At 54.8% G+C, this 23,666-nt stretch carries 25 protein-coding genes and 1 riboswitch; of the genes, 13 read left to right on the top strand and 12 right to left on the bottom strand.

Annotation, left to right across the window (positions count from 1 at the left end; all coding sequences use genetic code 11):
• Window positions 1-99 precede the first annotated feature (99 nt).
• The 3 genes from IP582_RS07375 to bioA form a co-directional block, all read right to left on the bottom strand.
• Window positions 100-576 carry a kinase inhibitor gene (locus IP582_RS07375; RefSeq protein WP_193795528.1) on the bottom strand — a complete coding sequence of 159 codons (477 nt, stop codon included), beginning with the start codon at window positions 574-576 and terminating at the stop codon, window positions 100-102.
• 11 nt (window positions 577-587) lie between these two features.
• Window positions 588-1,268, bottom strand: coding sequence for a type 1 glutamine amidotransferase domain-containing protein (locus IP582_RS07380; protein WP_193795529.1), 681 nt, complete (start codon window positions 1,266-1,268; stop codon window positions 588-590).
• A gap of 69 nt (window positions 1,269-1,337) precedes the next feature.
• Window positions 1,338-2,627 (bottom strand): adenosylmethionine--8-amino-7-oxononanoate transaminase, encoded by a 1,290-nt coding sequence (gene bioA / locus IP582_RS07385; RefSeq protein WP_193795530.1) that lies wholly within the window; start codon window positions 2,625-2,627, stop codon window positions 1,338-1,340.
• Between the two features lie 86 nt (window positions 2,628-2,713).
• Between bioA and bioB the strand changes: the two genes are divergently transcribed.
• Genes bioB through bioD form a run of 4 tightly spaced genes read left to right on the top strand, consistent with a single transcriptional unit; the run spans window position 2,714 to window position 6,359 of the window.
• The gene (gene bioB / locus IP582_RS07390; RefSeq protein ID WP_079498598.1) at window positions 2,714-3,754 is read left to right on the top strand and encodes a biotin synthase BioB; all 1,041 of its coding nucleotides are present in this window, start codon (window positions 2,714-2,716) and stop codon (window positions 3,752-3,754) included.
• Window positions 3,751-4,905: an 8-amino-7-oxononanoate synthase gene (gene bioF / locus IP582_RS07395; RefSeq protein ID WP_193795531.1), complete on the top strand. Its 1,155-nt coding sequence runs from the start codon at window positions 3,751-3,753 to the stop codon at window positions 4,903-4,905. Before bioB ends, bioF begins: the two co-directional genes overlap by 4 nt.
• Window positions 4,892-5,644 (top strand): malonyl-ACP O-methyltransferase BioC, encoded by a 753-nt coding sequence (gene bioC / locus IP582_RS07400; RefSeq protein ID WP_193795532.1) that lies wholly within the window; start codon window positions 4,892-4,894, stop codon window positions 5,642-5,644. Before bioF ends, bioC begins: the two co-directional genes overlap by 14 nt.
• Window positions 5,637-6,359, top strand: coding sequence for a dethiobiotin synthase (gene bioD, locus IP582_RS07405; RefSeq protein WP_193795533.1), 723 nt, complete (start codon window positions 5,637-5,639; stop codon window positions 6,357-6,359). The genes bioC and bioD overlap by 8 nt, the downstream gene beginning before the upstream one ends.
• On the opposite strand, the gene IP582_RS07410 is transcribed toward bioD, so the two are convergent.
• Window positions 6,301-7,023 (bottom strand): ABC transporter ATP-binding protein, encoded by a 723-nt coding sequence (locus IP582_RS07410; RefSeq protein WP_193795534.1) that lies wholly within the window; start codon window positions 7,021-7,023, stop codon window positions 6,301-6,303. The genes bioD and IP582_RS07410 overlap by 59 nt on opposite strands.
• A gap of 764 nt (window positions 7,024-7,787) precedes the next feature.
• Between IP582_RS07410 and uvrB the strand changes: the two genes are divergently transcribed.
• The gene (gene uvrB / locus IP582_RS07415; protein WP_193795535.1) at window positions 7,788-9,809 is read left to right on the top strand and encodes an excinuclease ABC subunit UvrB; all 2,022 of its coding nucleotides are present in this window, start codon (window positions 7,788-7,790) and stop codon (window positions 9,807-9,809) included.
• A gap of 190 nt (window positions 9,810-9,999) precedes the next feature.
• On the opposite strand, the gene pmrB is transcribed toward uvrB, so the two are convergent.
• From pmrB to yvcK, 4 genes are all read right to left on the bottom strand, one after another.
• Window positions 10,000-11,079, bottom strand: coding sequence for a two-component system sensor histidine kinase PmrB (pmrB, locus tag IP582_RS07420; protein ID WP_193795536.1), 1,080 nt, complete (start codon window positions 11,077-11,079; stop codon window positions 10,000-10,002).
• Window positions 11,080-11,081: 2 nt separating this feature from the next.
• A complete protein-coding gene (gene pmrA / locus IP582_RS07425; RefSeq protein WP_039077237.1) occupies window positions 11,082-11,753 on the bottom strand; it encodes a two-component system response regulator PmrA in 672 nt (223 codons plus the stop codon).
• On the bottom strand, window positions 11,750-13,393 hold the full coding sequence (gene eptA, locus IP582_RS07430; protein ID WP_193795537.1) for a phosphoethanolamine transferase EptA: 1,644 nt from the start codon (window positions 13,391-13,393) through the stop codon (window positions 11,750-11,752). Before eptA ends, pmrA begins: the two co-directional genes overlap by 4 nt.
• A 112-nt stretch (window positions 13,394-13,505) precedes the next feature.
• Window positions 13,506-14,414, bottom strand: a complete 909-nt coding sequence (gene yvcK / locus IP582_RS07435; RefSeq protein WP_079498591.1) for a uridine diphosphate-N-acetylglucosamine-binding protein YvcK — start codon at window positions 14,412-14,414, stop codon at window positions 13,506-13,508.
• A gap of 226 nt (window positions 14,415-14,640) precedes the next feature.
• A riboswitch (molybdenum cofactor riboswitch) is annotated at window positions 14,641-14,785 on the top strand.
• On the opposite strand from yvcK, the gene moaA reads away from it, so the two are divergent.
• The 7 genes from moaA (at window position 14,773) to IP582_RS07470 (ending at window position 19,039) form a co-directional block, all read left to right on the top strand.
• Complete coding sequence (moaA, locus tag IP582_RS07440) at window positions 14,773-15,762, top strand: GTP 3',8-cyclase MoaA (RefSeq protein WP_193795538.1); 990 nt, start codon at window positions 14,773-14,775, stop codon at window positions 15,760-15,762. (Overlaps the previous riboswitch by 13 nt.)
• A 21-nt stretch (window positions 15,763-15,783) precedes the next feature.
• Window positions 15,784-16,296, top strand: coding sequence for a molybdenum cofactor biosynthesis protein B (gene moaB, locus IP582_RS07445; protein ID WP_039077233.1), 513 nt, complete (start codon window positions 15,784-15,786; stop codon window positions 16,294-16,296).
• A 3-nt stretch (window positions 16,297-16,299) separates the two neighbouring features.
• Window positions 16,300-16,785 (top strand): cyclic pyranopterin monophosphate synthase MoaC, encoded by a 486-nt coding sequence (moaC, locus tag IP582_RS07450; RefSeq protein WP_107222938.1) that lies wholly within the window; start codon window positions 16,300-16,302, stop codon window positions 16,783-16,785.
• Window positions 16,778-17,023 (top strand): molybdopterin synthase sulfur carrier subunit, encoded by a 246-nt coding sequence (gene moaD, locus IP582_RS07455; protein ID WP_193795539.1) that lies wholly within the window; start codon window positions 16,778-16,780, stop codon window positions 17,021-17,023. The genes moaC and moaD overlap by 8 nt, the downstream gene beginning before the upstream one ends.
• Window position 17,024: 1 nt before the next feature.
• Window positions 17,025-17,477: a molybdopterin synthase catalytic subunit MoaE gene (moaE, locus tag IP582_RS07460; RefSeq protein ID WP_165158959.1), complete on the top strand. Its 453-nt coding sequence runs from the start codon at window positions 17,025-17,027 to the stop codon at window positions 17,475-17,477.
• A gap of 58 nt (window positions 17,478-17,535) precedes the next feature.
• Entirely contained in the window at window positions 17,536-18,243 is a 708-nt protein-coding gene (locus tag IP582_RS07465; protein WP_039077229.1) for a Bax inhibitor-1/YccA family protein, read from the top strand.
• Window positions 18,244-18,337: 94 nt separating this feature from the next.
• Entirely contained in the window at window positions 18,338-19,039 is a 702-nt protein-coding gene (locus tag IP582_RS07470) for a Bax inhibitor-1 family protein (RefSeq protein WP_193795540.1), read from the top strand.
• Here the strand turns inward: IP582_RS07470 and IP582_RS07475 are convergent, their stop codons facing one another.
• Genes IP582_RS07475 through IP582_RS07485 form a run of 3 tightly spaced genes read right to left on the bottom strand, consistent with a single transcriptional unit; the run spans window position 19,040 to window position 22,007 of the window.
• Window positions 19,040-20,005 (bottom strand): YbhN family protein, encoded by a 966-nt coding sequence (locus IP582_RS07475; protein WP_071195599.1) that lies wholly within the window; start codon window positions 20,003-20,005, stop codon window positions 19,040-19,042.
• A complete protein-coding gene (clsB, locus tag IP582_RS07480) occupies window positions 20,005-21,249 on the bottom strand; it encodes a cardiolipin synthase ClsB (RefSeq protein ID WP_039077226.1) in 1,245 nt (414 codons plus the stop codon). The genes IP582_RS07475 and clsB overlap by 1 nt, the downstream gene beginning before the upstream one ends.
• On the bottom strand, window positions 21,246-22,007 hold the full coding sequence (locus IP582_RS07485) for an endonuclease/exonuclease/phosphatase family protein (protein WP_039077225.1): 762 nt from the start codon (window positions 22,005-22,007) through the stop codon (window positions 21,246-21,248). Before IP582_RS07485 ends, clsB begins: the two co-directional genes overlap by 4 nt.
• Before the next feature lie 132 nt (window positions 22,008-22,139).
• Between IP582_RS07485 and IP582_RS07490 the strand changes: the two genes are divergently transcribed.
• Window positions 22,140-22,538 carry a YbhQ family protein gene (locus IP582_RS07490; protein WP_193795541.1) on the top strand — a complete coding sequence of 133 codons (399 nt, stop codon included), beginning with the start codon at window positions 22,140-22,142 and terminating at the stop codon, window positions 22,536-22,538.
• A gap of 18 nt (window positions 22,539-22,556) precedes the next feature.
• Here the strand turns inward: IP582_RS07490 and IP582_RS07495 are convergent, their stop codons facing one another.
• Window positions 22,557-23,663 carry an ABC transporter permease gene (locus tag IP582_RS07495; protein ID WP_071195602.1) on the bottom strand — a complete coding sequence of 369 codons (1,107 nt, stop codon included), beginning with the start codon at window positions 23,661-23,663 and terminating at the stop codon, window positions 22,557-22,559.
• Window positions 23,664-23,666 lie beyond the last annotated feature (3 nt).

Here is a 23,666-nt window from a genome sequence, read left to right on the forward strand (position 1 = left end):
GTGCAAGTTTAAATGATTTCGTCAGAAGCCTGCTTTTTTATACTAAGTTGAGCGAAACGGGAAGCCGATTGTGCAAATCGGCCTCAAATGAATGGTTTTTTAGCTAAAAAGGGCGGTGATGGAGGCGCTGGCGAGAGAATGGAAATGCACATTAAAGCCGACCATCGCACCGCTGGCCTCGGCATCGACCTCTATAGCCGGAACATCCAACGCATAGACCGTGAAAATATAGCGGTGGGTTTCACCTTTCGGCGGCGCCGCGCCGCCATAACCGGCTTTGCCAAAGTCGGTTCGTGTCTGGATAGCGCCATCCGGCAGCGCGCTTATCCCTGAACCGGCTCCTTGTTGCAATACGCGGGTATCGGCGGGCAAGTTCGCGACGACCCAGTGCCACCAGCCGGACCCCGTGGGGGCATCCGGGTCGTAGCAGGTAACCACAAAACTTTTGGTTGTGGCGGGAACATCATCCCAGGCCAGATGCGGCGAAATATTGTCGCCGTCGTAGCCCATGCCATTGAAAACGTGGCGGTGGGGCAGTTTGCCCCCGTCCTGTAAATCATGACTGATCAGTTTCATTTCACCTCCTGTCAGCGATGCAATAATTTGACGATTTCCTGTGCGGCAGCGGCCGATGACGCCGGGTTCTGCCCGGTAACCAGGTGACCGTCGGTGATTGCATACACGCCCCAGTCTTCACCGCGCTCGTACAAGCCTCCGGCCTGTTTTAACGCCTCTTCAACCAGGAATGGCACAACCTGTGTCAGGCCGACGGCTTCTTCTTCGCTATTGCTAAAACCCGTCACGCGTTTGCCCTGGACCAGTGGGCTGCCATCTGGCTTATGGGCATGGCGTAGCACGCCCGGCGCGTGGCACACGGTTCCTACCGGCTTGCCTTCGGCCCAATATTTTTCGATAAGCGCGATAGATACAGGATGTTCTGCCAGATCCCACAGCGGACCGTGCCCGCCGGGGTAAAACACAGCTTCATAATCCCCTGCAGCGATATCACTCAGTTTGTGGGTGTTTGCCAGGGCGATCTGTGCGGCTTTGTCTTTGCGAAAGCGCTCGGTGTCCTGGGTTTGAGCATCGGGCGCATCACTTTTCGGATCCAGTGGCGGCTGTCCGCCTTTGGGTGTGGCAAGCGCAACCTCCAGCCCTGCATCGCGAAAAACATAATACGGTGCGGCAAATTCTTCCAGCCAGAAACCGGTCTTTTGCCCGGTGTCGCCGAGGGTGTCATGCGAGGTCAGTATCATTAAAATCGCCATTATTCCTCCTGATTCCGGGATGAGTTAACCCTCCAGAGTGTAGCATCCCGTTATCCGGCGGGCGTTAAATCAGACAATGAACATCTCGTCCATGGCGACGGCGGCATTCACGGCCTGGGTTAAGCGCGTCAACTGTTCGCGGCTTATCGCATAAGGCGGCATCAGGTAAATGAGGCGGCCAAACGGGCGGATCCACACGCCTTGCCCGACAAAGAAACGTTGTAGCGCCGCCATGTTCACAGGGCGCCTGGTCTCCACCACGCCGATTGCCCCCAGTATGCGAACGTCAGCCACGTTGGCGCTATCGCTCGCCGCTGCGAGCTCGTCGCGTAACTGGCGTTCAATCGCGGCCACCTGGGATTGCCATTCACCGCTTTCCAGCAGGCCGAGACTGGCCGTTGCCGCCGCGCAGGCCAGCGGATTGCCCATAAACGTCGGGCCGTGCATAAAGCAGCCCGCTTCGCCGTTGCTAATAGTCTCGGCCACATGGCGCGTCGTAAGCGTGGCGGAAAGCGTCATTGTGCCGCCGGTTAAAGCCTTGCCAAGACAGAGAATATCCGGAGCAACTCCGGCGTGTTCGCAGGCAAACAGCTTGCCGGTGCGACCAAAGCCGGTGGCTATCTCATCGGCAATCAGCAATATCCCTTCCCGGTCGCACATTTTACGGATCCGCTTAAGCCACTCAGGGTGGTACATGCGCATCCCTCCGGCGCCTTGCACGATGGGCTCAAGGATCACCGCGGCAATTTCATGGCGATGCGCCGCCATCAGGCGGGCAAAACCCACCATATCGCGCTCGTCCCATCCACCGTCGAAACGGCTTTGCGGCGCGGGGGCGAAGAGGTTTTCCGGCAGGTAGCCCTGCCACAGGCTGTGCATGGAGTTGTCCGGGTCGCACACCGACATCGCGCCAAAGGTGTCGCCGTGGTAGCCGTTACGGAAGGTGAGAAACCGCTGCCGGGGCTCGCCTTTCGCCTGCCAGTATTGCAGGGCCATTTTCATCGCCACTTCCACGGCCACCGAGCCAGAATCAGCGAGGAAAACACACTCCAGGTTGTCCGGTGTCATCGCCACCAGCTTACGGCACAGGGCGATGGCGGGTTGGTGGGTGATGCCGCCAAACATCACGTGCGACATGGCATCAATTTGCGCTTTCATCGCCGCGTTCAGTACCGGGTGATTGTAGCCGTGAATGGCGGCCCACCAGGAAGACATCCCGTCTACCAGTCGCTCGCCGCCGGCCAGCGTCAGTTCGCATCCTTGTGCGGATTGCACCGGATAAACCGGCAGCGGAGAGGTCATGGAAGTGTACGGGTGCCAGATATGGCGCTGGTCAAAGGCAAGATCGTCCGTTGTCATAATCGACTTGTAAACCAAATTAAAAACATTTAGGTTTACAAGTATAGCCCGAATCGAGATTTAACAACACCCTTTGGAGAAGCCCAATGGCTCACCAGACACGCTGGACAATGTCGCAAGTCACCTCCCTGTTTGAAAAACCGCTGCTGGAACTGCTGTTTGAAGCGCAACAGGTTCACCGCCAGCATTTTGATCCCCGCCAGGTGCAGGTCAGCACGCTACTTTCGATCAAGACCGGGGCCTGCCCGGAAGATTGCAAATATTGTCCGCAAAGCGCCCGTTATAAAACCGGGCTGGATGCTGAAAGGTTGATGGAGGTGGAGCAGGTACTGGACTCGGCCCGTAAGGCGAAAAACGCCGGTTCAACGCGCTTTTGTATGGGCGCGGCCTGGAAGAACCCGAACGATCGCGATATGCCATATCTGGAACAGATGGTCGAAGGGGTTAAGGCAATGGGCCTGGAAGCCTGCATGACGCTTGGTACACTCACTGACAGTCAGGCGCAGCGTCTGGCGCATGCCGGGCTGGATTACTACAACCACAACCTGGACACCTCGCCGGAATTCTACGGCAACATCATCACCACCCGAACCTATCAGGAGCGCCTGGATACGCTGGATAAAGTGCGTGATGCGGGAATCAAAGTCTGCTCTGGCGGCATTGTGGGGCTGGGCGAAACGGTCACCGATCGCGCCGGGTTACTGCTGCAACTGGCAAACTTGCCCACACCGCCGGAAAGCGTACCCATCAACATGCTGGTGAAAGTGAAAGGCACGCCGCTGGCGGAAAATGAGGATGTCGACGCTTTTGATTTTATCCGTACCATCGCCGTTGCCCGTATCATGATGCCCACCTCGTATGTGCGTCTGTCCGCAGGTCGCGAGCAGATGAACGAACAGACTCAGGCCATGTGCTTTATGGCCGGGGCAAACTCCATTTTCTACGGCTGTAAGTTGCTGACCACCCCCAACCCGGAAGAGGACAAAGACCTGCAACTGTTCCGTAAGCTGGGGCTGAATCCGCAGCAGACCGGGGTGCTCAACGGCGACAGAGCGCAGCAGGAACAACTGGAACAGCAGCTCGTGCATGCGGATACCGATCAGTATTACAACGCGGCTGCGCTATGAGCTGGCAACAGCGCATCGATGAGGCGTTAGCGGACCGTCGGCAGGCCGATACCTTGCGAACGCGCCAGTGCGTGGCGCAGGGGGCCGGGCGCTGGCTGGTTCGCGACGGGCAGCGCTATCGCAACTTCTCCAGTAACGATTATCTGGGCTTAAGCCAGCATCCGGCGGTTGTTCGCGCCTGGCAGCAGGGGGCAGATAAATACGGGGTTGGCAGCGGCGGTTCTGGTCACGTGAGCGGCTACACCCTGGCACATCAACAGCTTGAGGCCAGTCTTGCCGACTGGCTGGGGTATCCGTGCGCGCTACTGTTTATCTCGGGATTCGCTGCTAATCAGGCGGTGATTGCCGCGCTGGGTAAGAAAGAAGACCGTATTGTTGCCGACAGGCTAAGCCACGCCTCGTTGCTGGAAGCGGCCAGCCTCAGCCCGGCAGAACTACGCCGCTTTGCCCATAACGACGCCACGCATCTTGCGGCTCTGTTGGCAAAACCGATCGGTGGCGAACAACTGGTTGTTACCGAAGGGGTGTTCAGTATGGACGGTGACAGCGCGCCGCTGGCTGACATCGCCCTGGCGACCCGACAGGCAAATTGCTGGCTGATGGTCGACGATGCGCACGGCATAGGCGTATGCGGTGACGAGGGGCGCGGTAGCTGCCACGCCCGCCAGGTCACGCCGGATATCCTGATTGTCACGTTCGGCAAAGGGGTTGGCGTGAGCGGTGCGGCGGTGCTGTGCAGCGAATCGCTGGCCGATTATCTGACACAGTTCGCCCGCCATCTGATTTACAGCACCAGTATGCCGCCCGCCCAGGCCGCGGCAATCAGCGCCTCACTTGCTGTTGTTCGATCCGAAGAAGGCACACAACGCCGCCATAAACTGAATGCGCTGATTGCGCAATTCCGTGCGGGCGCACAGGCGCAGAAACTCCAGGTAACAGCATCTGACAGTGCCATTCAGCCGCTGATTGTGGGCGAAAACAGCCGTGCGCTGCACCTGGCCGCGCAGTTACGGGCGAACGGTTTTTGGGTAACCGCGATTCGCCCGCCAACCGTCCCGCCAGGTACCGCCCGGTTGCGCTTAACGCTCACTGCCGCCCATGAGCCGGAAGACATTACGCAGTTGCTGGAGATATTGCATGACGCGCGTTGATAAACAAGCCATTGCCGATACCTTCGGTCGCGCCGCCCACCGCTACGACCAACACAACGCATTGCAGCAACAAAGCGCAGAATTACTGCTTTCCCGTCTCCCTTCTGCCCCTGTTGAACAGGTGCTGGATGCCGGCTGCGGGCCGGGGTTGCTGAGTCGCTACTGGCGAGAGCAGGGGGCGCGGGTGACGGCGCTGGATATCTCTGCGTCCATGCTGGAGGAGGCCCGGCGCAGGCAGGCGGCAGAACGCTATGTGCTGGCGGATATCGAAGCCATGCCTTTTGCCCACGCTGAATTTTGTCTTGCCTGGAGTAACCTGGCGGTGCAGTGGTGTGAGGATGTGCGTCAGGCGCTGGCGGAATTATACCGCGTGGTGCGCCCCGGTGGACATATTGCGTTTACCACCCTTGTGAGCGGCTCGTTACCTGAATTGAATGAGGCATGGCGCGCGATTGATGACCAGCCTCATGCCAATCGCTTTCTGGCCGCTACGCAACTCCACGATGCGCTATCCGGCTGGCGCTATCAGGCGGGCATTGAGCCCATCACGCTCTATTTTGCGGGGGCACTGGAGGCCATGCGATCGCTTAAAGGGGTTGGGGCGACCCATCTGCATGCCGGACGCAGGCAAGGGCTTACGCGAGGGGGGCTACAACGCTTGCAACTGGCCTGGCCGCAACAGCAGGGAGCATTCCCGCTAACCTATCAACTTTTCTGGGGAGTTATCACGCGTGACTGAACGCTATTTTGTCACCGGCACGGACACCGAGGTCGGAAAAACGGTGGCGAGCTGCGCGCTTTTGCAAGCGGCAAATCTTCGGGGGCTGCGAAGTGCAGGTTACAAACCGGTGGCCTCGGGCAGCGACATGACCGTACAGGGGCTGCGCAACAGTGACGCGCTGGCTTTGCAGCACAGCAGCAGCGTGATGCTCGATTACGACCAGGTAAACCCCTGGACTTTTGCTGAGCCGACATCGCCGCACATTGTCAGCGCAGAGTCCGATACGCCCATTACGCTTGAGGGGATGTCTGCCGGGCTGCGGGCACTGGAAGCGAAGGCCGACTGGATACTGACAGAAGGGGCTGGTGGGTGGTTTACGCCGCTTTCAGAGACATTCACTTTTGCCGATTGGGTGGTGGCCGAGCGATTGCCGGTGATTCTGGTGGTGGGCGTTAAGCTTGGGTGTATTAATCATGCAATGTTGACCGCACAGGCGATAGAGCAGGCGGGATTGCGCTTTGCAGGCTGGATTGCCAATGATGTTCTGCCGCCAGGTAAACGGCATGCCGAGTATCTTGCGACGCTACGGCGCGTGTTAAAGGCACCTTTTATGGGAGAAATTCCCTGGCTTGCCCACGCGCCGTTCGCTACACAAAACGGTCATTATCTCGATCTCAACGTGCTGAATCAGGCGACATCCAGTGCGACAGAAGCTGATCGTCAAGCTGTCTGACATCCCCTTCGGCGACGTTGCGACCACGATGTAACAGGCAGAAACGGTCAGCAACCCGGCGTATAAACGACAGATGTTGTTCGGCCAGCAGGATAGTCATACCGAAATCCTGGTTGAGCCGGACAAGTAAATTGCCGAGTTTATGGATAAACGCCTGTCCAAGCCCGCGTGTGGGTTCGTCCAGAATCAACAGCCGCGGGCGATTGACGAGCGCGCGCGCCATCGCCAGTTGGTGCTGATTATCCTCAGACAGCCCTGCGCCTTTCACCTGACGTAACCCGTAGAGTTCGGGAAACAGGTCATAGATCTCACGATTGACGGTACTGCGCGGTTCACCAGCGGCCAGCATAGCGATATGCAGGTTCTCCTCAACGGTCATTTGTGAAAATATCCGCCTGTCCTGAGGAACATAGCCTATGCCCATTGCGCTGCGATGCTCCGCCTGCAGGTTGAGTAAATCCCTGGGCGGCGCCCCCGCTTCTTGCCAGACCATGCTACCGCTCTCCACGGGCAGATAACCGGTAATGCAATTGATAAGCGTCGTCTTGCCCATCCCAGGGAGGCCAATGACAGAGGTGCATACGCCGGGGGAGAGGTCGAGGTCGACATTCCACAGCGTATGTTGATTGCCGTAATACTGATTGACTGCACGTAAGCTCAACACGGTTCGCTCCTTATCTCTGATCGGGTGACAGAGAAGATGTTGTAAAAGTCTGTGCAAAAGCCTTGCCAGAACCTAAATACGAGATTTTTTTCGGAACCCGCTGATGAATAAGAGAGTAAAAGTGCTTTTTGCGGCTGGCAGGCGAAAATATATGCTCTTTGACAGTGCCAGGGATGGTGGGAAATGGTGCAGTCAATTGGTGAAATGTGAGCAGGATCGCATGATAATTCACCGATTCGTTAGCAGATATTCTGCGAAAATAAGCGAGAAAATTTTTTTATTGACCTCAAAGAGGCTGCCAGGTGGTTTTTGGCGACAGGCGAGGCATATGGGCTGGAAGCAGTTATCCACTATTCCTGTGGATAACCTTGTGCATTAGAGTTAGAAAAAGTGCGAGAAGCGAGTAAATACGCGGCTTGCGCCTGAATTGCTGCGAAAGGCGTCTTTTGAGATATTCCTTTATTTTTTAATTAGTTAAATAAAAGCAATCCTTGTAAGAAATCTGTCACCCACTGCCACAAAACTTTCATTACCTGTCTTGACAAGTGTTAAAAAAGGAAATGTTCTGGGGATAACCCGCTTTTGCTGGTGTTTTGTACCGTCCAGCGTGATTTTCGAGGTGCGCTCATCGTGCCGGGCCAGTGAGTAGAAGAGATTCCTGATTATGCCACTGTTTTTACATCCAGTATTTTTTATTGGCAAATCTCGCTGTGGTGAGTAAAATTACTTTCCTGCCCGCTCATTCCTTCATCAGGTAGCCGTCCATGAGTAAACCATTCAAACTGAATTCCGCTTTTCGTCCCTCCGGCGATCAGCCAGAAGCTATTCGTCGCCTGGAAGAAGGGCTCGAAGACGGTCTGGCTCATCAGACTTTGCTGGGCGTGACCGGTTCAGGGAAAACGTTCACCGTGGCGAATGTCATTGCCGATTTACAGCGTCCGACGATGGTGCTGGCACCGAACAAGACCCTTGCGGCACAGTTGTATGGCGAAATGAAAGAGTTCTTCCCGGATAACGCGGTGGAATATTTCGTCTCTTACTACGACTACTATCAGCCGGAAGCCTATGTGCCGAGTTCGGACACGTTTATTGAGAAAGATGCCTCGGTGAACGAACACATTGAGCAGATGCGTCTGTCGGCCACTAAAGCGCTGCTTGAACGTCGGGATGTCATTGTGGTGGCATCGGTCTCCGCGATTTACGGTCTGGGCGATCCGGACCTGTACCTGAAGATGATGCTGCACCTGACAAAAGGGATGATCATCGATCAGCGCTCCATACTGCGTCGGCTGGCGGAGCTGCAGTACACCCGCAATGATCAGGCGTTTCAGCGCGGCACCTTTCGCGTGCGCGGCGAGGTGATCGATATCTTCCCGGCGGAATCGGACGATATTGCCCTGCGCGTTGAGCTGTTTGATGAAGAAGTTGAGCGTCTTTCGCTGTTTGATCCGCTGACCGGGCACGTTGAGTCGACCATCCAGCGTTTTACGGTTTATCCCAAAACTCACTACGTCACACCGCGTGAGCGCATCGTTCAGGCGATGGAAGAGATCAAGGTCGAGCTGGCCGACCGGCGCAAAGTGCTGCTGGAGAATAATAAGCTGCTGGAAGAACAGCGGCTGACCCAGCGCACCCAGTTTGATCTGGAAATGATGAATGAGTTGGGCTATTGCTCCGGCATCGAAAACTATTCGCGCTACCTTTCCGGGCGCGGCCCGGGCGAGCCGCCGCCGACGCTGTTTGATTACCTTCCGGCGGATGGCCTGCTGGTGATTGATGAATCCCACGTCACCATTCCGCAAATTGGCGGTATGTTCCGCGGCGACCGCGCGCGTAAAGAGACGCTGGTGGAGTACGGTTTCCGTCTGCCGTCAGCGCTGGATAACCGCCCACTGAAATTCGAAGAGTTCGAAGCGCTGGCACCGCAAACCATTTATGTATCGGCGACGCCGGGCAACTATGAGCTGGAAAAATCCGGTGGCGATGTGATTGACCAGGTTGTGCGCCCGACCGGGTTGCTCGATCCGATTATCGAAGTGCGACCGGTGGCAACCCAGGTGGACGATCTGCTCTCTGAGATCCGCATACGCGCCGCCATTAACGAGCGCGTGCTGGTCACGACACTGACCAAACGCATGGCGGAAGATCTGACCGAATATCTGGAAGAACATGGTGAGCGGGTGCGTTACCTGCACTCCGACATCGATACGGTCGAACGTATGGAGATTATCCGCGATTTACGCCTTGGCGAGTTTGATGTGCTGGTGGGCATTAACTTGTTGCGTGAGGGGCTGGATATGCCGGAAGTGTCGCTGGTGGCGATTCTGGATGCGGATAAAGAAGGGTTCCTGCGTTCGGAGCGTTCGCTGATTCAGACCATAGGTCGTGCGGCGCGTAACGTCAACGGGAAGGCTATTCTCTATGGCGACAAGATTACCCCATCCATGGCGAAGGCGATGGGGGAAACCGGGCGTCGTCGCGAGAAACAGCAGCAGTACAACGAAGAACACGGCATCACGCCGCAGGGGTTGAACAAAAAAGTGGTGGATATTCTGAGCCTCGGCGAAAGCCTGGCGAAGACCAAAGGCAAAGGTCGCGGTAAATCGCGCACGCCGGCTCAGGTGGAAGCTGCCGAACTGGCGTTAACCCCGAAAGCGCTGCAGCAGAAAATTCACGAGCTGGAAGGGCAGATGATGCAGCATGCGCAGAATCTCGAATTCGAAGAGGCGGCGAAATGCCGCGATCAACTGCATCAATTGCGGGAATTGTTTATTGCCGCCTCGTAACATGATGCCGCTCACGAAATTGACCTGTGCATCTTAATGTTTACTTAATGAAAGCCGATTACTCTCCTGTGAAAAATCAGGAGAGTATCTATGCGCAAAGAAAATCTGGCTCAGTATCTGGCCGTTGCCCTGTCCCTCGCCATTATCATCGGCTTTACCCATCTCTGGGTGCTGACTTACTGAACTCCCCTTAACGTGCAATGGGGTTGAGTTTCACCCATGCGCGAACACCAGGGCCTGGCTGACGGTTGTGTAAGAAGAATTGCGCGTCATGGAGCTGCGCGATACGTGAAACGATACTCAATCCAAGCCCTGAACCACCGTAGCGACTATCCATTCGCACAAAAGCTTTGCTTAACTCTCCGCTGCGGGATTCATCGACGCCTGACCCCTCATCTTCCACCGACAGAACCGGCGTTGAGCCACCGATAAGGCTCATGGTAATGGTGGTGCCGGGCGGGCTGTACCGGTGGGCGTTTTCCACCAAATTTCGCAGCAGCACTTGCAGGAGTGTGGCATCGCCTGCCACGGCGATATCTTCTGTCATTTCCGGCAACTGTAAGTGCTGCTGACGGGTGTTCAGCATTCTCTCCAGCTCACTGTGGACCGGCATGACCACATCTTCCATCAACATCACCTGCTGATAGCTGCCAGCGGAAAAAGATTGCCCGACGCGGGCGAGTTGTAGCAACTGGGCAATATTTTCGGTCATCTGGTCCAGCCGCTGGAGCAGGGGGGCGACATCCAGAGCATGGCTTTTGGCCATCAACTCCAGGTGCAGACGCAGACCTGCCAGCGGCGTACGTAACTCATGGGCTACGTCGGCGGTAAACAGACGTTCGCGATCCAGTGTGACGGTAAGGCGTGAAACCAGTTGATTGATGGCAGAGGCAACGGCTTCCACTTCACGGACCGGGTTTTCCAGAACGATGGGTTCAAGGTTGCCCGGCGCACGCGCATCCAGCTCGCGCTGTAATGCTGAAAGAGGGCGGGTAATGGTTTTCAACGCTTTAAAGCAGAGCAGCAGGGCGAGACCAATGATCAGCAGGCTTGGCACCAGCAGACTGGCGACTGCCTCGTGCACTTCATGCTCCACCTGTTTGTGGTTGTTATGGCTGTGAATCGCGCTTTCCACCAATAGCTGGACTTGCTCTTTGCTCTCATGCCATAGCCAGAACACGCTGACCAGTTGACACACCACCAGAATGGCCCCGATGGTGAGCAGCAAACGGCTTCGCATTGACCAGTTCCTGAACTGAAAGATCGCCATGCTTATTCCTGTTTATCGGCGTGGATCAACATATACCCATAGCCGCGCACGGTACGAATACGCGATTTGCCGATTTTATCGCGCAGGTTATGGATATGCACTTCCAGCGTATTAGTCGCCGGTTCGTTGTCCCAGTTGTAAATGTCGTTATAGAGAATTTCACGGTGTACCGGCGTACCCACTTTCATCAGCAGGCGTGACAGCAACGCATACTCTTTTGGCGTAAGCTCCAGCAACTCTTCGCTGAGCCATACCTGACGGCGGGTCAAATTCAGCCGCAAATTACCGTTTGTTAATTCGCTGTCCGCCTGATTATTGTGACGACGCAGCAGGGCACGAATACGTGCGTTAAGCTCTTCGAGTGCGAAAGGCTTAACCAGATAATCATCCGCACCGGTGTCCAGCCCGGAAATACGATCGGAGAGTGTGTCCCTGGCGGTCAAAATTAATACCGGCAGCGTGAATTTCTCGCGGCGAACACGCTCCAGGAAATGGAGGCCATCTTCGTCAGGAAGACCAAGGTCAAGCACCATCAGACTGTAGTGTCCGGTTGCCAGACTCAGGCCCGCTTCATGCGCGGTGGATACGCCATCGCAGGCGTATCCTTCACTTTGCATGGCCAGAATCAATCCCTGTAATAACAGCGCATCATCTTCAACAACCAGAATTTTCATTTCGGCTCTCCACGACAGGCCGTCAAAATATCATCTTGCGCACGGTATTCCTTCGTACTGACCCCTGCCATACCCAACATGGTCGAGAAGAGATTATCCTGCGAAAAGTTCTTTTGCTGTGCCTCTTTTTGCAGGCACTGATTATCTACGCCGTAACGCTTTTGATAATCCTCAGACAGCCAAATAAGCATCGGAATATGTTTTTGCGTTTCCGGGGCGATGGAATAAGGCAAACCGTGTAAATAGACACCGTCTTCACCCAGCGATTCACCATGGTCGGAAAGGTAAACCAGGCTGGTGGTGAATTTATCCTGTTTCGATTGCAGTAATTTAATGGCTTTGTCGACAATATAATCAATGTACAAAATGGTGTTGTCGTAAGTGTTCACCAGTTGTTCCTGCGTGCAGGTCTGAATCTGGCTGGTATCGCAGGTCGGGGTAAATTTACGAAATGCCGCCGGGTAGCGGTTATAGTAGGTTGGCCCGTGGCTACCAATGGTGTGCAATACAATGACACCGTCATGTTGCAGATTATTGATATAGTCTTCGAGCTGATGAAATAACGCTTCATCCTGACATTCACCGTCAATACATAACCCCGGCAGATTCAGCGCAGTCACATCCTGATGAGGAACGCGATCGCAGGCACCTTTGCAACCGCCGTCGTTTTCATTCCACAACACCTGAATACCCGCGCGCTGAATAATATCCAGCAATCCTTCCTGATGATGGGCCAGTTCTTCGTCGTAACTCTGACGCGGCATATTAGAGAACATGCAGGGCACGGAAATGGCCGTTGCCGTCCCGCAGGAGGTGGTGTTCGGGAAATAGACCACATTATCCTGTTTTAAACGCGGGTTGGTATCATGAGCATATCCACCCAGGGAAAAGTTGGCGGCACGCGAGGTTTCACCCACGATCAAGATGGTCAGATTCTTACGCGGGCCGTTTTGCATCTGCGCACGTTGTTGTGCATCTTCGCCGATACGCACCAGCGGTAAATTATCCATGCGATGATGGCTATACCAGGATAAACCGGCGGTGATGCTGTTTGACGGGCTGAGGGATTTAACCAGTTCTTTATTATTGCGAAACAGTGAGGCGTAATCTTTATAGAACAGCAGCGCGACGAAAACGATCAGTAATGCAGAAACCGCAATGCTCACGAGACGACTGATAATACTGCGCCAGGCCGGGACCGGGGTTTTGATTTTAATCCACCAGGCGATAAGCACCATTAACGCGCCTGAGAACAGCAACACCACAACCATACGTGGCGATAGCAGGGCGAAACTCTCTGCCGGGGTGGTATCGAGAATATTGGTCACCATTGAGCGGTCGATAATAATGCCAAAGCTCATGATGAAATATTGCGCCGCCGCGCTGACCAGGATAAAGAGGCTGATCGTCAGACGGTCCAGGCGTAAAAATGAAGTCAGAGTGAGCGCAATATTGATAACACTAAAGGCCACGACGGGCATGGAGGCAAATACCAGAGCGTTATGCAATGAGTCTACCGGCAATAATCTAAATGCCTGGCGATAAAACGCGATGTTTAAAATCAGTGCAATATAAAGCGCGAACAAAATCAGAAAGCTCAGGCGGCTTAAGCTAGGCCGGCGAAGACGAAAAGTAGGCATGACAACGATCCTGACAAAGACAGGATGACTATTCTGGACAAAGATCTTTAAGACAACCTTAAGAAATTAAGGAAACGTGATGGCGCGAGCACAAATCGTGCTCGCTGCGCGATTAACCCAGCGCCTGAACCGCTTTTTCCAGCGCTTCACGCAACAAATGCCTGTCATGACGATAGGGGATATCGCTGGCCTCCAGAACCCCCTGAATAACAACCCGGTCGGAAACCGCAGAGACATCCACTTTCGGACCAACGATAACGGCATCTATGATCGGTTTACCCACATACTGCTCCATGATCGTCAGCTTATCTTTAAGCGTCAGGTTGGCGGCGGCCACGCTCAATTCTCTGCCGAGATTACCGATATAGACCACGGGCGCGGGGGTGCGGCGCAACGCCTGAGAAAGGTCTTCCAGCAGCAGTAAAGGCAGCAGGCTGGTATAAAAACTCCCCGGACCAATTAAAATCAGATCCGCCTCGGCAATCGCCTGAACGGCTTCCCGCGTGGCGTGTACTTTGGGAAACAGCATCAATTCCTGTACCGGGGATTCCAGCAGGTCGATATTCACTTCGCCATAGACCATATGGCCTTCGTTGTCTGTTGCCATTAAATCAACGGGTTGTTCAGACATCGGAATAAGAAACGCATCGACCTTGAGCAGGTTGCGAATGAGATTGATCGCCTCCAGAGGCCGCACGCTGAGGTGATCTAACGCCTTTAACATCAAGTTTCCGAGGTTATGGCCGGAAAGTTCGCCATTACCGCTAAAACGGTACTCAAACATCGCCGAAGCGACGCTGGGTTCGGTAATAAGCTGGTTTAAACAGTTGCGCATATCGCCCCAGGCGATCCCTCCCTCAGAGCGGCGAATCCGCCCGGTAGAACCGCCGTTATCGGTGGTCGTCACAATACCGGTGAGTCGTGAACCTAACGATGATAAAGCTGACATCACGCGGCCCAGACCGTGCCCACCGCCAAGCGCAACGACGCGATCCAGATCCGCAAGAGTGCGATTACGCATAAACCTTCCTTATAAATGATTACCGCGCTACGTTAACCTAAATACCACCTAATGACGATGCCGCGCAGGGTGGAAAATGACGTATATCAAAGCAAAAAAGGGATTTTCACGTACTCTGTTATGAAAATGTGCGATCATGTCGCTATATACATATTTATATAGCGATAATGATGTTGGCGAAACAAAACGCTTCGCGCTACTATCGCCATAACGAATTTATCTCGTTACGCACAACATACACTCTAGCCTCTGTACCTACGTCTGACGATATGGTGCTTTGGCCGTGGCGATACCACCGGTATCAGCCGCCAGGGTGCAGGAAGAAATGACTGCATCTCCCGTATTTGGAAAGGTGTACATGGCCACACAACTGACTGACACGTTCGCGCGTAAGTTCTTTTACTTGCGTTTGTCGATCACTGATGTATGCAACTTCCGTTGCACTTACTGCCTGCCTAACGGCTACAAGCCAGGTGGTGTCACAAATAAAGGTTTTCTCAGCCTCGAGGAAATTCGTCGCGTTACGCGTGCGTTTTCTGCTATGGGGACAGAGAAAGTCCGTCTGACCGGTGGCGAACCTTCGCTGCGTCGCGACTTTACCGACATTATTGCTGCCGTGCGGGAAAACCACGCCATCAGCCAGGTTGCCGTCACCACGAACGGCTATCGGCTGGCGCGCGATGTGGCGCACTGGCGTGATGCCGGGCTGACGGCGATCAACGTCAGCGTCGACAGTCTCGACGCGCGCCAGTTTTTCGCGATTACCGGTCAGGATAAGTTTAAGCAGGTGATGGACGGCATTGATGCTGCTTTTGCGGCAGGCTTTGAGAAAGTCAAAGTCAATACCGTGCTGATGCGCGACGTCAATCACTACCAGCTCGATACCTTTCTTTCCTGGATCAAACCTCGCCCCATTCAACTGCGTTTTATTGAACTCATGGAAACCGGCGAAGGCAGCGATCTCTTTCGAAAACACCATATCTCCGGCGATGTGCTGCGCGTCGAGCTTCTTAAACGCGGCTGGATCCAGAAGCTGCGCAGCCGCAGTGACGGTCCGGCACAGGTTTTCTGCCACCCGGACTATGCCGGAGAGATTGGTCTCATCATGCCCTATGAAAAAGACTTTTGCGCCAGTTGTAACCGGCTGCGGGTCTCTTCCGTCGGCAAGCTGCATTTATGCCTGTTTGGCGACGGGGGCGTAGACCTGCGCGATCTGCTGCAGGATGACCATCAGCAGGCCGCGCTGGAAGCGCGCATTGCCACGTCCCTTGCGCATAAAAAACAGACCCATTTTCTGCATCAGGGCAACACCGGCATTACGCAAAATCTGTCTTACATTGGCGGATAACGGCCGCAAGGAGAAAAAGCAATGAGTCAGGTTAGTACTGAATTTATCCCTACCCGTATCGCGATTCTTACGGTTTCCAGCCGTCGTGGCGAAGAGGACGACACCTCAGGCCATTTCCTGCGCGACTCAGCGCTGGAGGCGGGACATAAAGTGGTGGCGAAAGCCATTGTCAAAGAGAATCGCTATGCCATTCGGGCGCAGGTTTCAGTGTGGATTGCCAGTGATGACGTCCAGGTGGTGCTGATTAATGGCGGCACCGGTTTTACCGAGGGCGACCAGGCGCCGGAGGCCTTATTGCCGCTGTTTGACCGTGAAGTAGAAGGGTTTGGTGAGCTGTTCCGGATGCTCTCTTTCGAAGAGATCGGCACCTCTACGCTGCAATCACGCGCGCTGGCGGGTATCGCCAACAAAACGCTGATTTTCGCGATGCCGGGTTCCACCAAAGCCTGTCGCACCGCATGGGACAATATCATCGCGCCGCAACTCGATGCGCGCACGCGTCCGTGTAATTTTCACTCCCATATTAAGCCTTAATTTATGTCACAACTGACCCATATTAACGCCGACGGCGAAGCGCATATGGTGGATGTCTCCGCCAAAGCAGAAACCGTGCGGGAAGCGCGCGCCGAAGCGTTTGTCACCATGCAGCCACAAACGCTGGCGATGATTATTGATGGCAGCCATCACAAAGGTGATGTCTTTGCCACGGCGCGCATTGCGGGCATCCAGGCGGCAAAACGCACCTGGGATTTGATTCCGCTGTGTCACCCGCTGTTGCTTAGCAAAGTGGAAGTGCAATTACAGGCACAGCCGGAACATAACCGGGTTCGCATTGAGTCGCTATGCCGTCTGACGGGCAAAACGGGCGTGGAAATGGAAGCGCTGACGGCGGCGTCGGTAGCCGCATTGACGATTTACGATATGTGCAAAGCCGTGCAGAAGGATATGGTCATTGGCCCGGTACGTCTGCTGGCGAAAAGCGGCGGTAAGTCCGGTGATTTCAAGGTAGAAGCAAATGATTAATGTACTTTTTTTCGCGCAGGTGCGTGAACTGATCGGGTGTGACCGGCTGACGCTGGACGAGATGTTTCCGTCTGTGGAAGCGTTACGCCAACACCTTGCCGCGCGTAACGATCGTTGGGCGCTGGCGCTGGAAGAGGGCAAACTGCTGGCGGCGGTAAACCAGACGTTGGTGAGCTTTGACACTCCCCTTACCGATGGCGACGAAGTGGCGTTTTTTCCGCCGGTGACCGGAGGCTGAGATGGCGCAGACACGTATCGTGGTTGGCCACGCGCCGTTTAACGTCGGCGAAGAGTATCAATGGCTGAATGAGCGGGATGAAGACGGCGCGGTCGTGACCTTTACCGGCAAAGTGCGTAACCATAACCTTGGCGATAATGTCAGCGCTCTGACGCTTGAACACTATCCGGGGATGACTGAAAAGACGCTGGCCGGGATTGTTGATGATGCGCGTGAGCGCTGGCCACTTGGTAACGTCACGGTGATTCATCGCGTGGGCGAACTCTGGCCTGGCGACGACATCGTCTTCGTCGGCGTGACCAGCGCACACCGCAGCAGCGCCTTTGAGGCAGGGCAGTTCATTATGGATTACCTTAAGACGCGTGCGCCGTTCTGGAAGCGCGAAGCCACGGCGCAGGGCGAGCGCTGGGTAGAGGCGCGCGATAGCGATAAACAGGCGGCGCAACGCTGGTAACGCTTTGGCGGGATTGTGTTAATCTTGAAGGTGGGTATCCACTTTTTGAGGAGTCATTATGGACAGATTCCCGCGTTCCGATTCTATCGTTTCACCCGCCCGTGCCGGTTTGCAAACCTATATGGCGCAGGTCTATGGTTGGATGACCTGTGGGCTACTGCTGACGGCTTTTATCGCCTGGTATACGGTATTTAATGAAGCCGTATTAATGGCTATCTACTCCAGCCGGGTGGTCTTCTTCGGGCTGATTATTGCGCAACTGGCGCTGGTTTTTGTGCTCTCCGGCCTGATCCACAAACTCAGCGCGGGCATGGCGACCACGCTGTTTATGCTCTATTCCGCCCTGACCGGGCTGACGCTTTCGGGCATCCTGTATGCCTACACCGCGGAGTCTATTGCGGCGACCTTTGTCGTTACCGCCGGGATGTTCGGCGCGATGAGCCTCTACGGCTATACCACCAAACGCGACCTGAGCGGTCTTGGCAGTATGCTGTTTATGGGGCTAATCGGTATCCTTCTGGCTTCCCTCGTTAACTTCTGGCTGAAAAGTGAAACGCTGATGTGGGCGGTGACCTATATCGGGGTGGTTATTTTTGTCGGGTTGACCGCGTATGACACTCAGAAACTCAAAGACATCGGCACGCAGCTTGATGTGAATGATAAAGCGCATCTGCGGAAATATTCGATTTTAGGGGCGCTAACGCTCTATCTCGACTTTATCAACCTGTTCCTGATGCTGTTGCGTATCTTCGGCAACCGTCGTTAATGTTATCCCGGCCGGGGTACGTCAGATAGCCAGTGAAAAGCATAAGCGCACCCGGACATAACCGGGTGCGGCTTGTTCACCTCAGGGAGAAGAGATGAAACCTTTTGGTTGGCTTTCGCCGCCGCATATTAAGCCTACGGAACTTATCGTTAATATCTGCCTGTGGCTGGCTGCGGGCATGGTGCTGGGTATCGGTGTTGCCTGGCTTGCGCTGCATCTTCCCGTTATTCGGGCGTGGTTTATTCCCGGCCCTGCCATCCTTGTGATGATTGCCGCCTTATTTATCAGCGGTCTTCTCCTTTACTGCCTCTTTGAGCGCTTTAGTACGCCGCTGGCGCTGTTCTGGCTCATCTTGATGAACCTGCTGACCGGGCTACTTTTCGCCTGCATCTTCTCCTGGGCGGGAATCGCCTTAGCGCTGGGCGTAACTGGCGCGATGTTCGCCATCAGCGCGGTTATCGCCCATTATGCGGGCAGCAATATCAGCGGCGGTGGCTATTATTTGTTGATGTTGCTGGTGGGACTTAGCCTGACGGCGCTGGTTAATATCGGGCTGCACAATGGCCCATTGGAATGGATTGGCTGCCTGGTGATGGTATTGCTGTTTGGATTAACGACGGCGGGCAGCAGTTCACGGATTCAGATATCCGCCCGCGAACTCTATATGAAACAATTTACCACGGTACAGGCCTGCGCCATCCATGGCGCATTGCGGATCTGGCTGAATATTGCCAGTCTCGTGTTTGAACTGCTACGTCTGGCAAGCTATGTGATTGATGGCATACGCTCCCGCTAATCAACCTTTTGCCATCGCCTTTTCATTTTTCGCACGCAGTTTCTTCGCCCGACTTTCCAGTATCAGATAGGCAATCAGCGCCAGCAGTAGCGGGATAAAATAATAGAGTACGCGGTAGGCCAGCAGGGCCGCGATGATAACCCCTTGTGACATATGTTCCCCGGCCAGCAGTGCCAGAAAGACGGCTTCCAGCACGCCAATCCCCGCCGGGATATGGACAATCACGCCGGCGATACTGCTGACCAGCAACACGCCCAGCACAAAGAAGAAGTTGGCCTGGTGCCCCATCAGCAGCCAGATAATCACCCCCATAGCTATCCAGTTGGCGCTGGAAATGGCCATCTGGGCAAGGGCAAATTTCCACGAGGGAATCACTAACTTCTGTCCTCTAATCGTGAAATGGCGACGTTTCGCAAAACCGCAGGCCCACAGATAGAAGGCGATAAAGAGCAGCAACACCACGCCAATAACGCGCAGTGTCGTGTCGGAGATGTACCAGTGCGCCGGGATATCCACCACGCCGAAGGTGAAGATGATGCCGCCGAGTAAAATATAACCCAGCCAGTTGGTGGTGATGCTGAGCGAGAAAATCCGCGTGATGGTGCTGCTGGGTAATCCCAGGCGGGAATAGAGACGATAACGCATGCCGATCCCGCCCACCCAGGTGCTGAGCGTCAGGTTAAAGGCATAACAGATAAACGATACCAGCATTACCTGACGTTTAGCCAGTTTATGTCCGCAATAGGCACGACCCAGCAGGTCGTAGCAGCCATAAATCAAATAACTGACCACGACCAGCGCGGCGGCACCCAACAGCACGATGCGGTTATAGTCATGAATAACCTTCCAGACATCATCCCAGTTGACCTTCTGGGCATACAGCACTAACAGGACGGCAACGGCGATAAAAAAGAGCCAGGTGAGAACTTTTTTTGCCAGCCGCCAGCGTGGATGTGATTTCGCCATCAGGATTTCCCCCCGGAATTTTCAGAAGCGACGCGATCCTGAGTCTCTATTTCCGGCTGGATGGGGGGCTTCACCTGGGCCAGCCTTGGCGTATGTGCGGGCAGCCAGCCAACGAGTGCAGGAAAATGGCGCAGGAAGTGGAACACCACCACGCTCTTGGCGAGATTCCACCAGGTCCGCTTAGGTGCCATCGATTCGTCCACTCGTAGGCAGTCTTTGGCGATAATCGCGTTGAGGTTGTCGCGCAGCGTCTGGTTGAATTCCCGATCGTGAATGATCAGATTGGCTTCAAGATTTAGCGACAGACTTAACGGGTCAAGGTTGCTCGACCCGACGGTTGCCCAGTGATCGTCCATTAACGCCACCTTGCCATGCAGTGGGCGACGGCGATATTCGTAGACCTGAACGCCCCCTTTCAAAAGATAGTTATAGAGCAGCTCGGCGCCGACTTTGACGATTGGCATATCCGGCTCGCCTTGTACGATGAGCTTCACTCGTACGCCCCGGCGGGCCGCGTTTTTCATTGCATGCAGCAGGCGGTAGCCGGGAAAGAAATAGGCATTGGCGATAATCACTTCGCGCTTCGCATTGGCGAGCATTTTCAGGTAGTGGCGTTCAATGTCATCACGGTGATCGTCATTGTCGCGCCAGACAAACAGCGCCTGAGCTTCACCGGGCGTGCGGTTATCCTCCGCCTGGTGGCGACGTCGTTGCCACCAGCGTCTGACCGGCGCGTTTTCAGGCAGATTTTCCACTTCAAATTGCAAAATGTCAGCCACCACCGGGCCTTCAACCCGCACGGCATAGTCCTGCTTGGCTTCGGGGCCGTAGCTGGTGACATGTTCAGCGGAATAATTAATGCCGCCGACAAATGCCACCGTGTTATCGATCACCACGATTTTACGGTGCATGCGGCGAAAGACGTTGGTCCGCAAACCGAACAGACGTGGACGGGGATCGTAGTAGCGGAAGACGACACCAGCAGAGGTGAGCGTATTGACGAACTCATCGCTGAGGTCGGGGGAGCCATAGCCGTCGAGCAACACTTCGATATTCACGCCGCGACGGGCCGCTTTGAGTAAAACAGCATGCAACTCACGTCCTACTTCATCTTCAAACCAGATAAAGGTTTCGAGGATAACTTTCTGCTGTGCCTGCTCAATAGCGGCATACACCGCCGGATAAAAGTTTTCGCCATTTTCGAGAAGCTCAATACGATTACCCTCTTTCCATGTGCATTTCATAGGTGGATCTCCGCACTCAGAGGGGCATGGTCGGATAAATGACGCCAGTTGCGCAGCGGCAGTGCTGTGGGCGAGCTGACACCAGCATTTTTGACATAGATACGGTCCAGACGTAACAGCGGCAGGCTGACCGGAAAGGTGCGGGCAGGGCGGCCATGGGCGCGGGTAAAGATCTCTTCCAGCCCGGCCTGGACTTTTAACGGATGGTTCGCCCGCTGCCGCCAGTCGTTAAAGTCGCCAGCCACCACCACCGGTTCATTTTCCGGCAGCGAATTTACCCATTCCGCCAGCATCGTGAGCTGTGCCTGGCGATGGGCTTCACGTAAGCCCAGATGCACACAAATCACATGCACCGGCCGCTCAATATCAGGCGGCACGATACGACAATAGAGCAGGCCGCGTTTTTCACTGCCGTCCACGGACACGTCGCGGTTCTCATAGTGTTCGATAGGAAAACGGGAAAGCACGGCGTTACCGTGGTGGCCTTCAGGGTAGACAGCATTACGCCCGTAGGCGTAATCGCTCCACATAGCGTCAGCAAGAAATTCGTAGTGGGTGGTATCCGGCCAGTTCTCCACATGCAGCGGATGAACCTCATGCGCGCCCATCACTTCTTGCAGGCAAACAATATCGGCGCTGACGGTGCGCACCGCGTCGCGAAGTTCCGGCAAAATGAAACGCCGGTTAAAGGCAGTAAAGCCTTTATGGGTATTTATGGTGAGTACTTTCAATGAAAATTGACGAGTTTGTTGGGTCATAATTCTCCTGCCAGCCTCACTATCCTGATGAAAATAAATTGTAGTCTCTGTCACAAAAAGATGCGGGGTTACGGAATTTTCTGTAAATATCAGTACTCTTTGTTAAGAGAAAAATTCGTCAGGAGAGATGCCATGAAGTGGCAACAACGTGTTCGTGTCGCAACCGGTCTGAGTTGCTGGCAGATTATGTTGCATATGCTGGTTGTGGCGGTGTTAGTAACAGCCTGGATGAGCGGCGCGCTGGTGCGGGTCGGCCTGGGTCTGTGCGTCCTTTATAGCGTAACGGTGCTGTTGATGCTGTTTTTGCAGCGCCACCACGAAGAGCGCTGGCGCGGCATTGGCGATGTTCTGGAAGAGTTGACCACCACCTGGTATTTCGGGGTCGCAATGATCGTGCTGTGGCTGCTGTCACGCGTCATGCAAAACAACCTGCTGCTGGCCTTGGCCGGGCTGGTTATCCTCGCAGGCCCGGCGGTGGTCTCCCTGCTGGCAAAAGAGAAGCGTATCCCGTCCAAATCCTTCAAAGTTTAAGATGCGAGAGGCGTAAGGTTACATCACCTTACGGCGGAACATCGCATAGGCCGCTGAACCCGTGGTGGCCGTTATCACCAGTAGCGGCCACACGCTTTGCCAGACAATCGCGAAGCTCGCATCCTTCAAATAGATCTGCTTGGTAATGTCCGTAAAATGGCGGATAGGGTTAATCCATGTCAGATCCTGCAGCCAGACCGGCATATTCTCGACCGGCGACACATATCCCGAAAGCAGAATAGCGGGCATCATAAAGACAAACACCCCAATAAACGCCTGCTGCTGTGTTGAGCACAGGGACGAGATCAGCAGGCCAAACCCTACCAACGACAAGCCGTAAATCAGCATCGTGAAATAGAACAGCAGTAGCGATCCGGCAAAGGGGATGTTATAGGCAAGGATCCCGGCGAGCAGCACAATGGTGGCCTGGAACGTCGCCACCACCAGCGCAGGTACCGCTTTGCCGACAAAAATTTGCCAGGTCGCCAGCGGTGAGACCAGCAGTTGATCCAGCGTGCCCTGCTCCCGTTCACGGGCAACCGAGAGTGAGGTGACGATCATCACGCCAATCGTAGTGATCATGGCGATAAGCGATGGCACCACGAACCATTTATAATCGAGGTTTGGGTTGTACCAGTTGCGGATCACCAGTTCGCTGTTGTTCGGCTTCGTTTTCCCCTCTATCAGCTCCTGCTGATACTCTTTGACGATCTCTTGCAGGTAATTGGCGGCAATCTGCGCGCTGTTAGAGTTTCGTCCGTCGAGAATAAGCTGTAGCGGTGCCTGGGTGAAGGTATCCAGCTTGCGGGAAAAGTCAGCCGGAAAACGCACCAGTAGCAGCGCTTTTTGCTCGTCGATTGTCGGGCGAATCTCCTGCGGGCTTTTCAGCATCAGCACATGGGTGAAGGCTTTTGCCCTGGCAAAGCGCTGGGTCAGCTCTACCGCATGTTTGCCGTTATCTTCGTTATAGACGGCAATGGTGGCGTTAGTGACCTCCAGCGTCGCGGCAAACGGGAACAGCAACACCTGGATGACAACCGGCAGAATCAAAATGGCGCGGGTCTGCGGTTCGCGCAGCAGCGACTGCAACTCTTTGCGAATCAGTGTCCATAAGCGATGAAACATGGC

This window comes from Citrobacter sp. BDA59-3, assembly GCF_015167655.1.
In the GTDB taxonomy this organism is placed as follows: Bacteria; Pseudomonadota; Gammaproteobacteria; order Enterobacterales; family Enterobacteriaceae; genus Phytobacter; species Phytobacter diazotrophicus.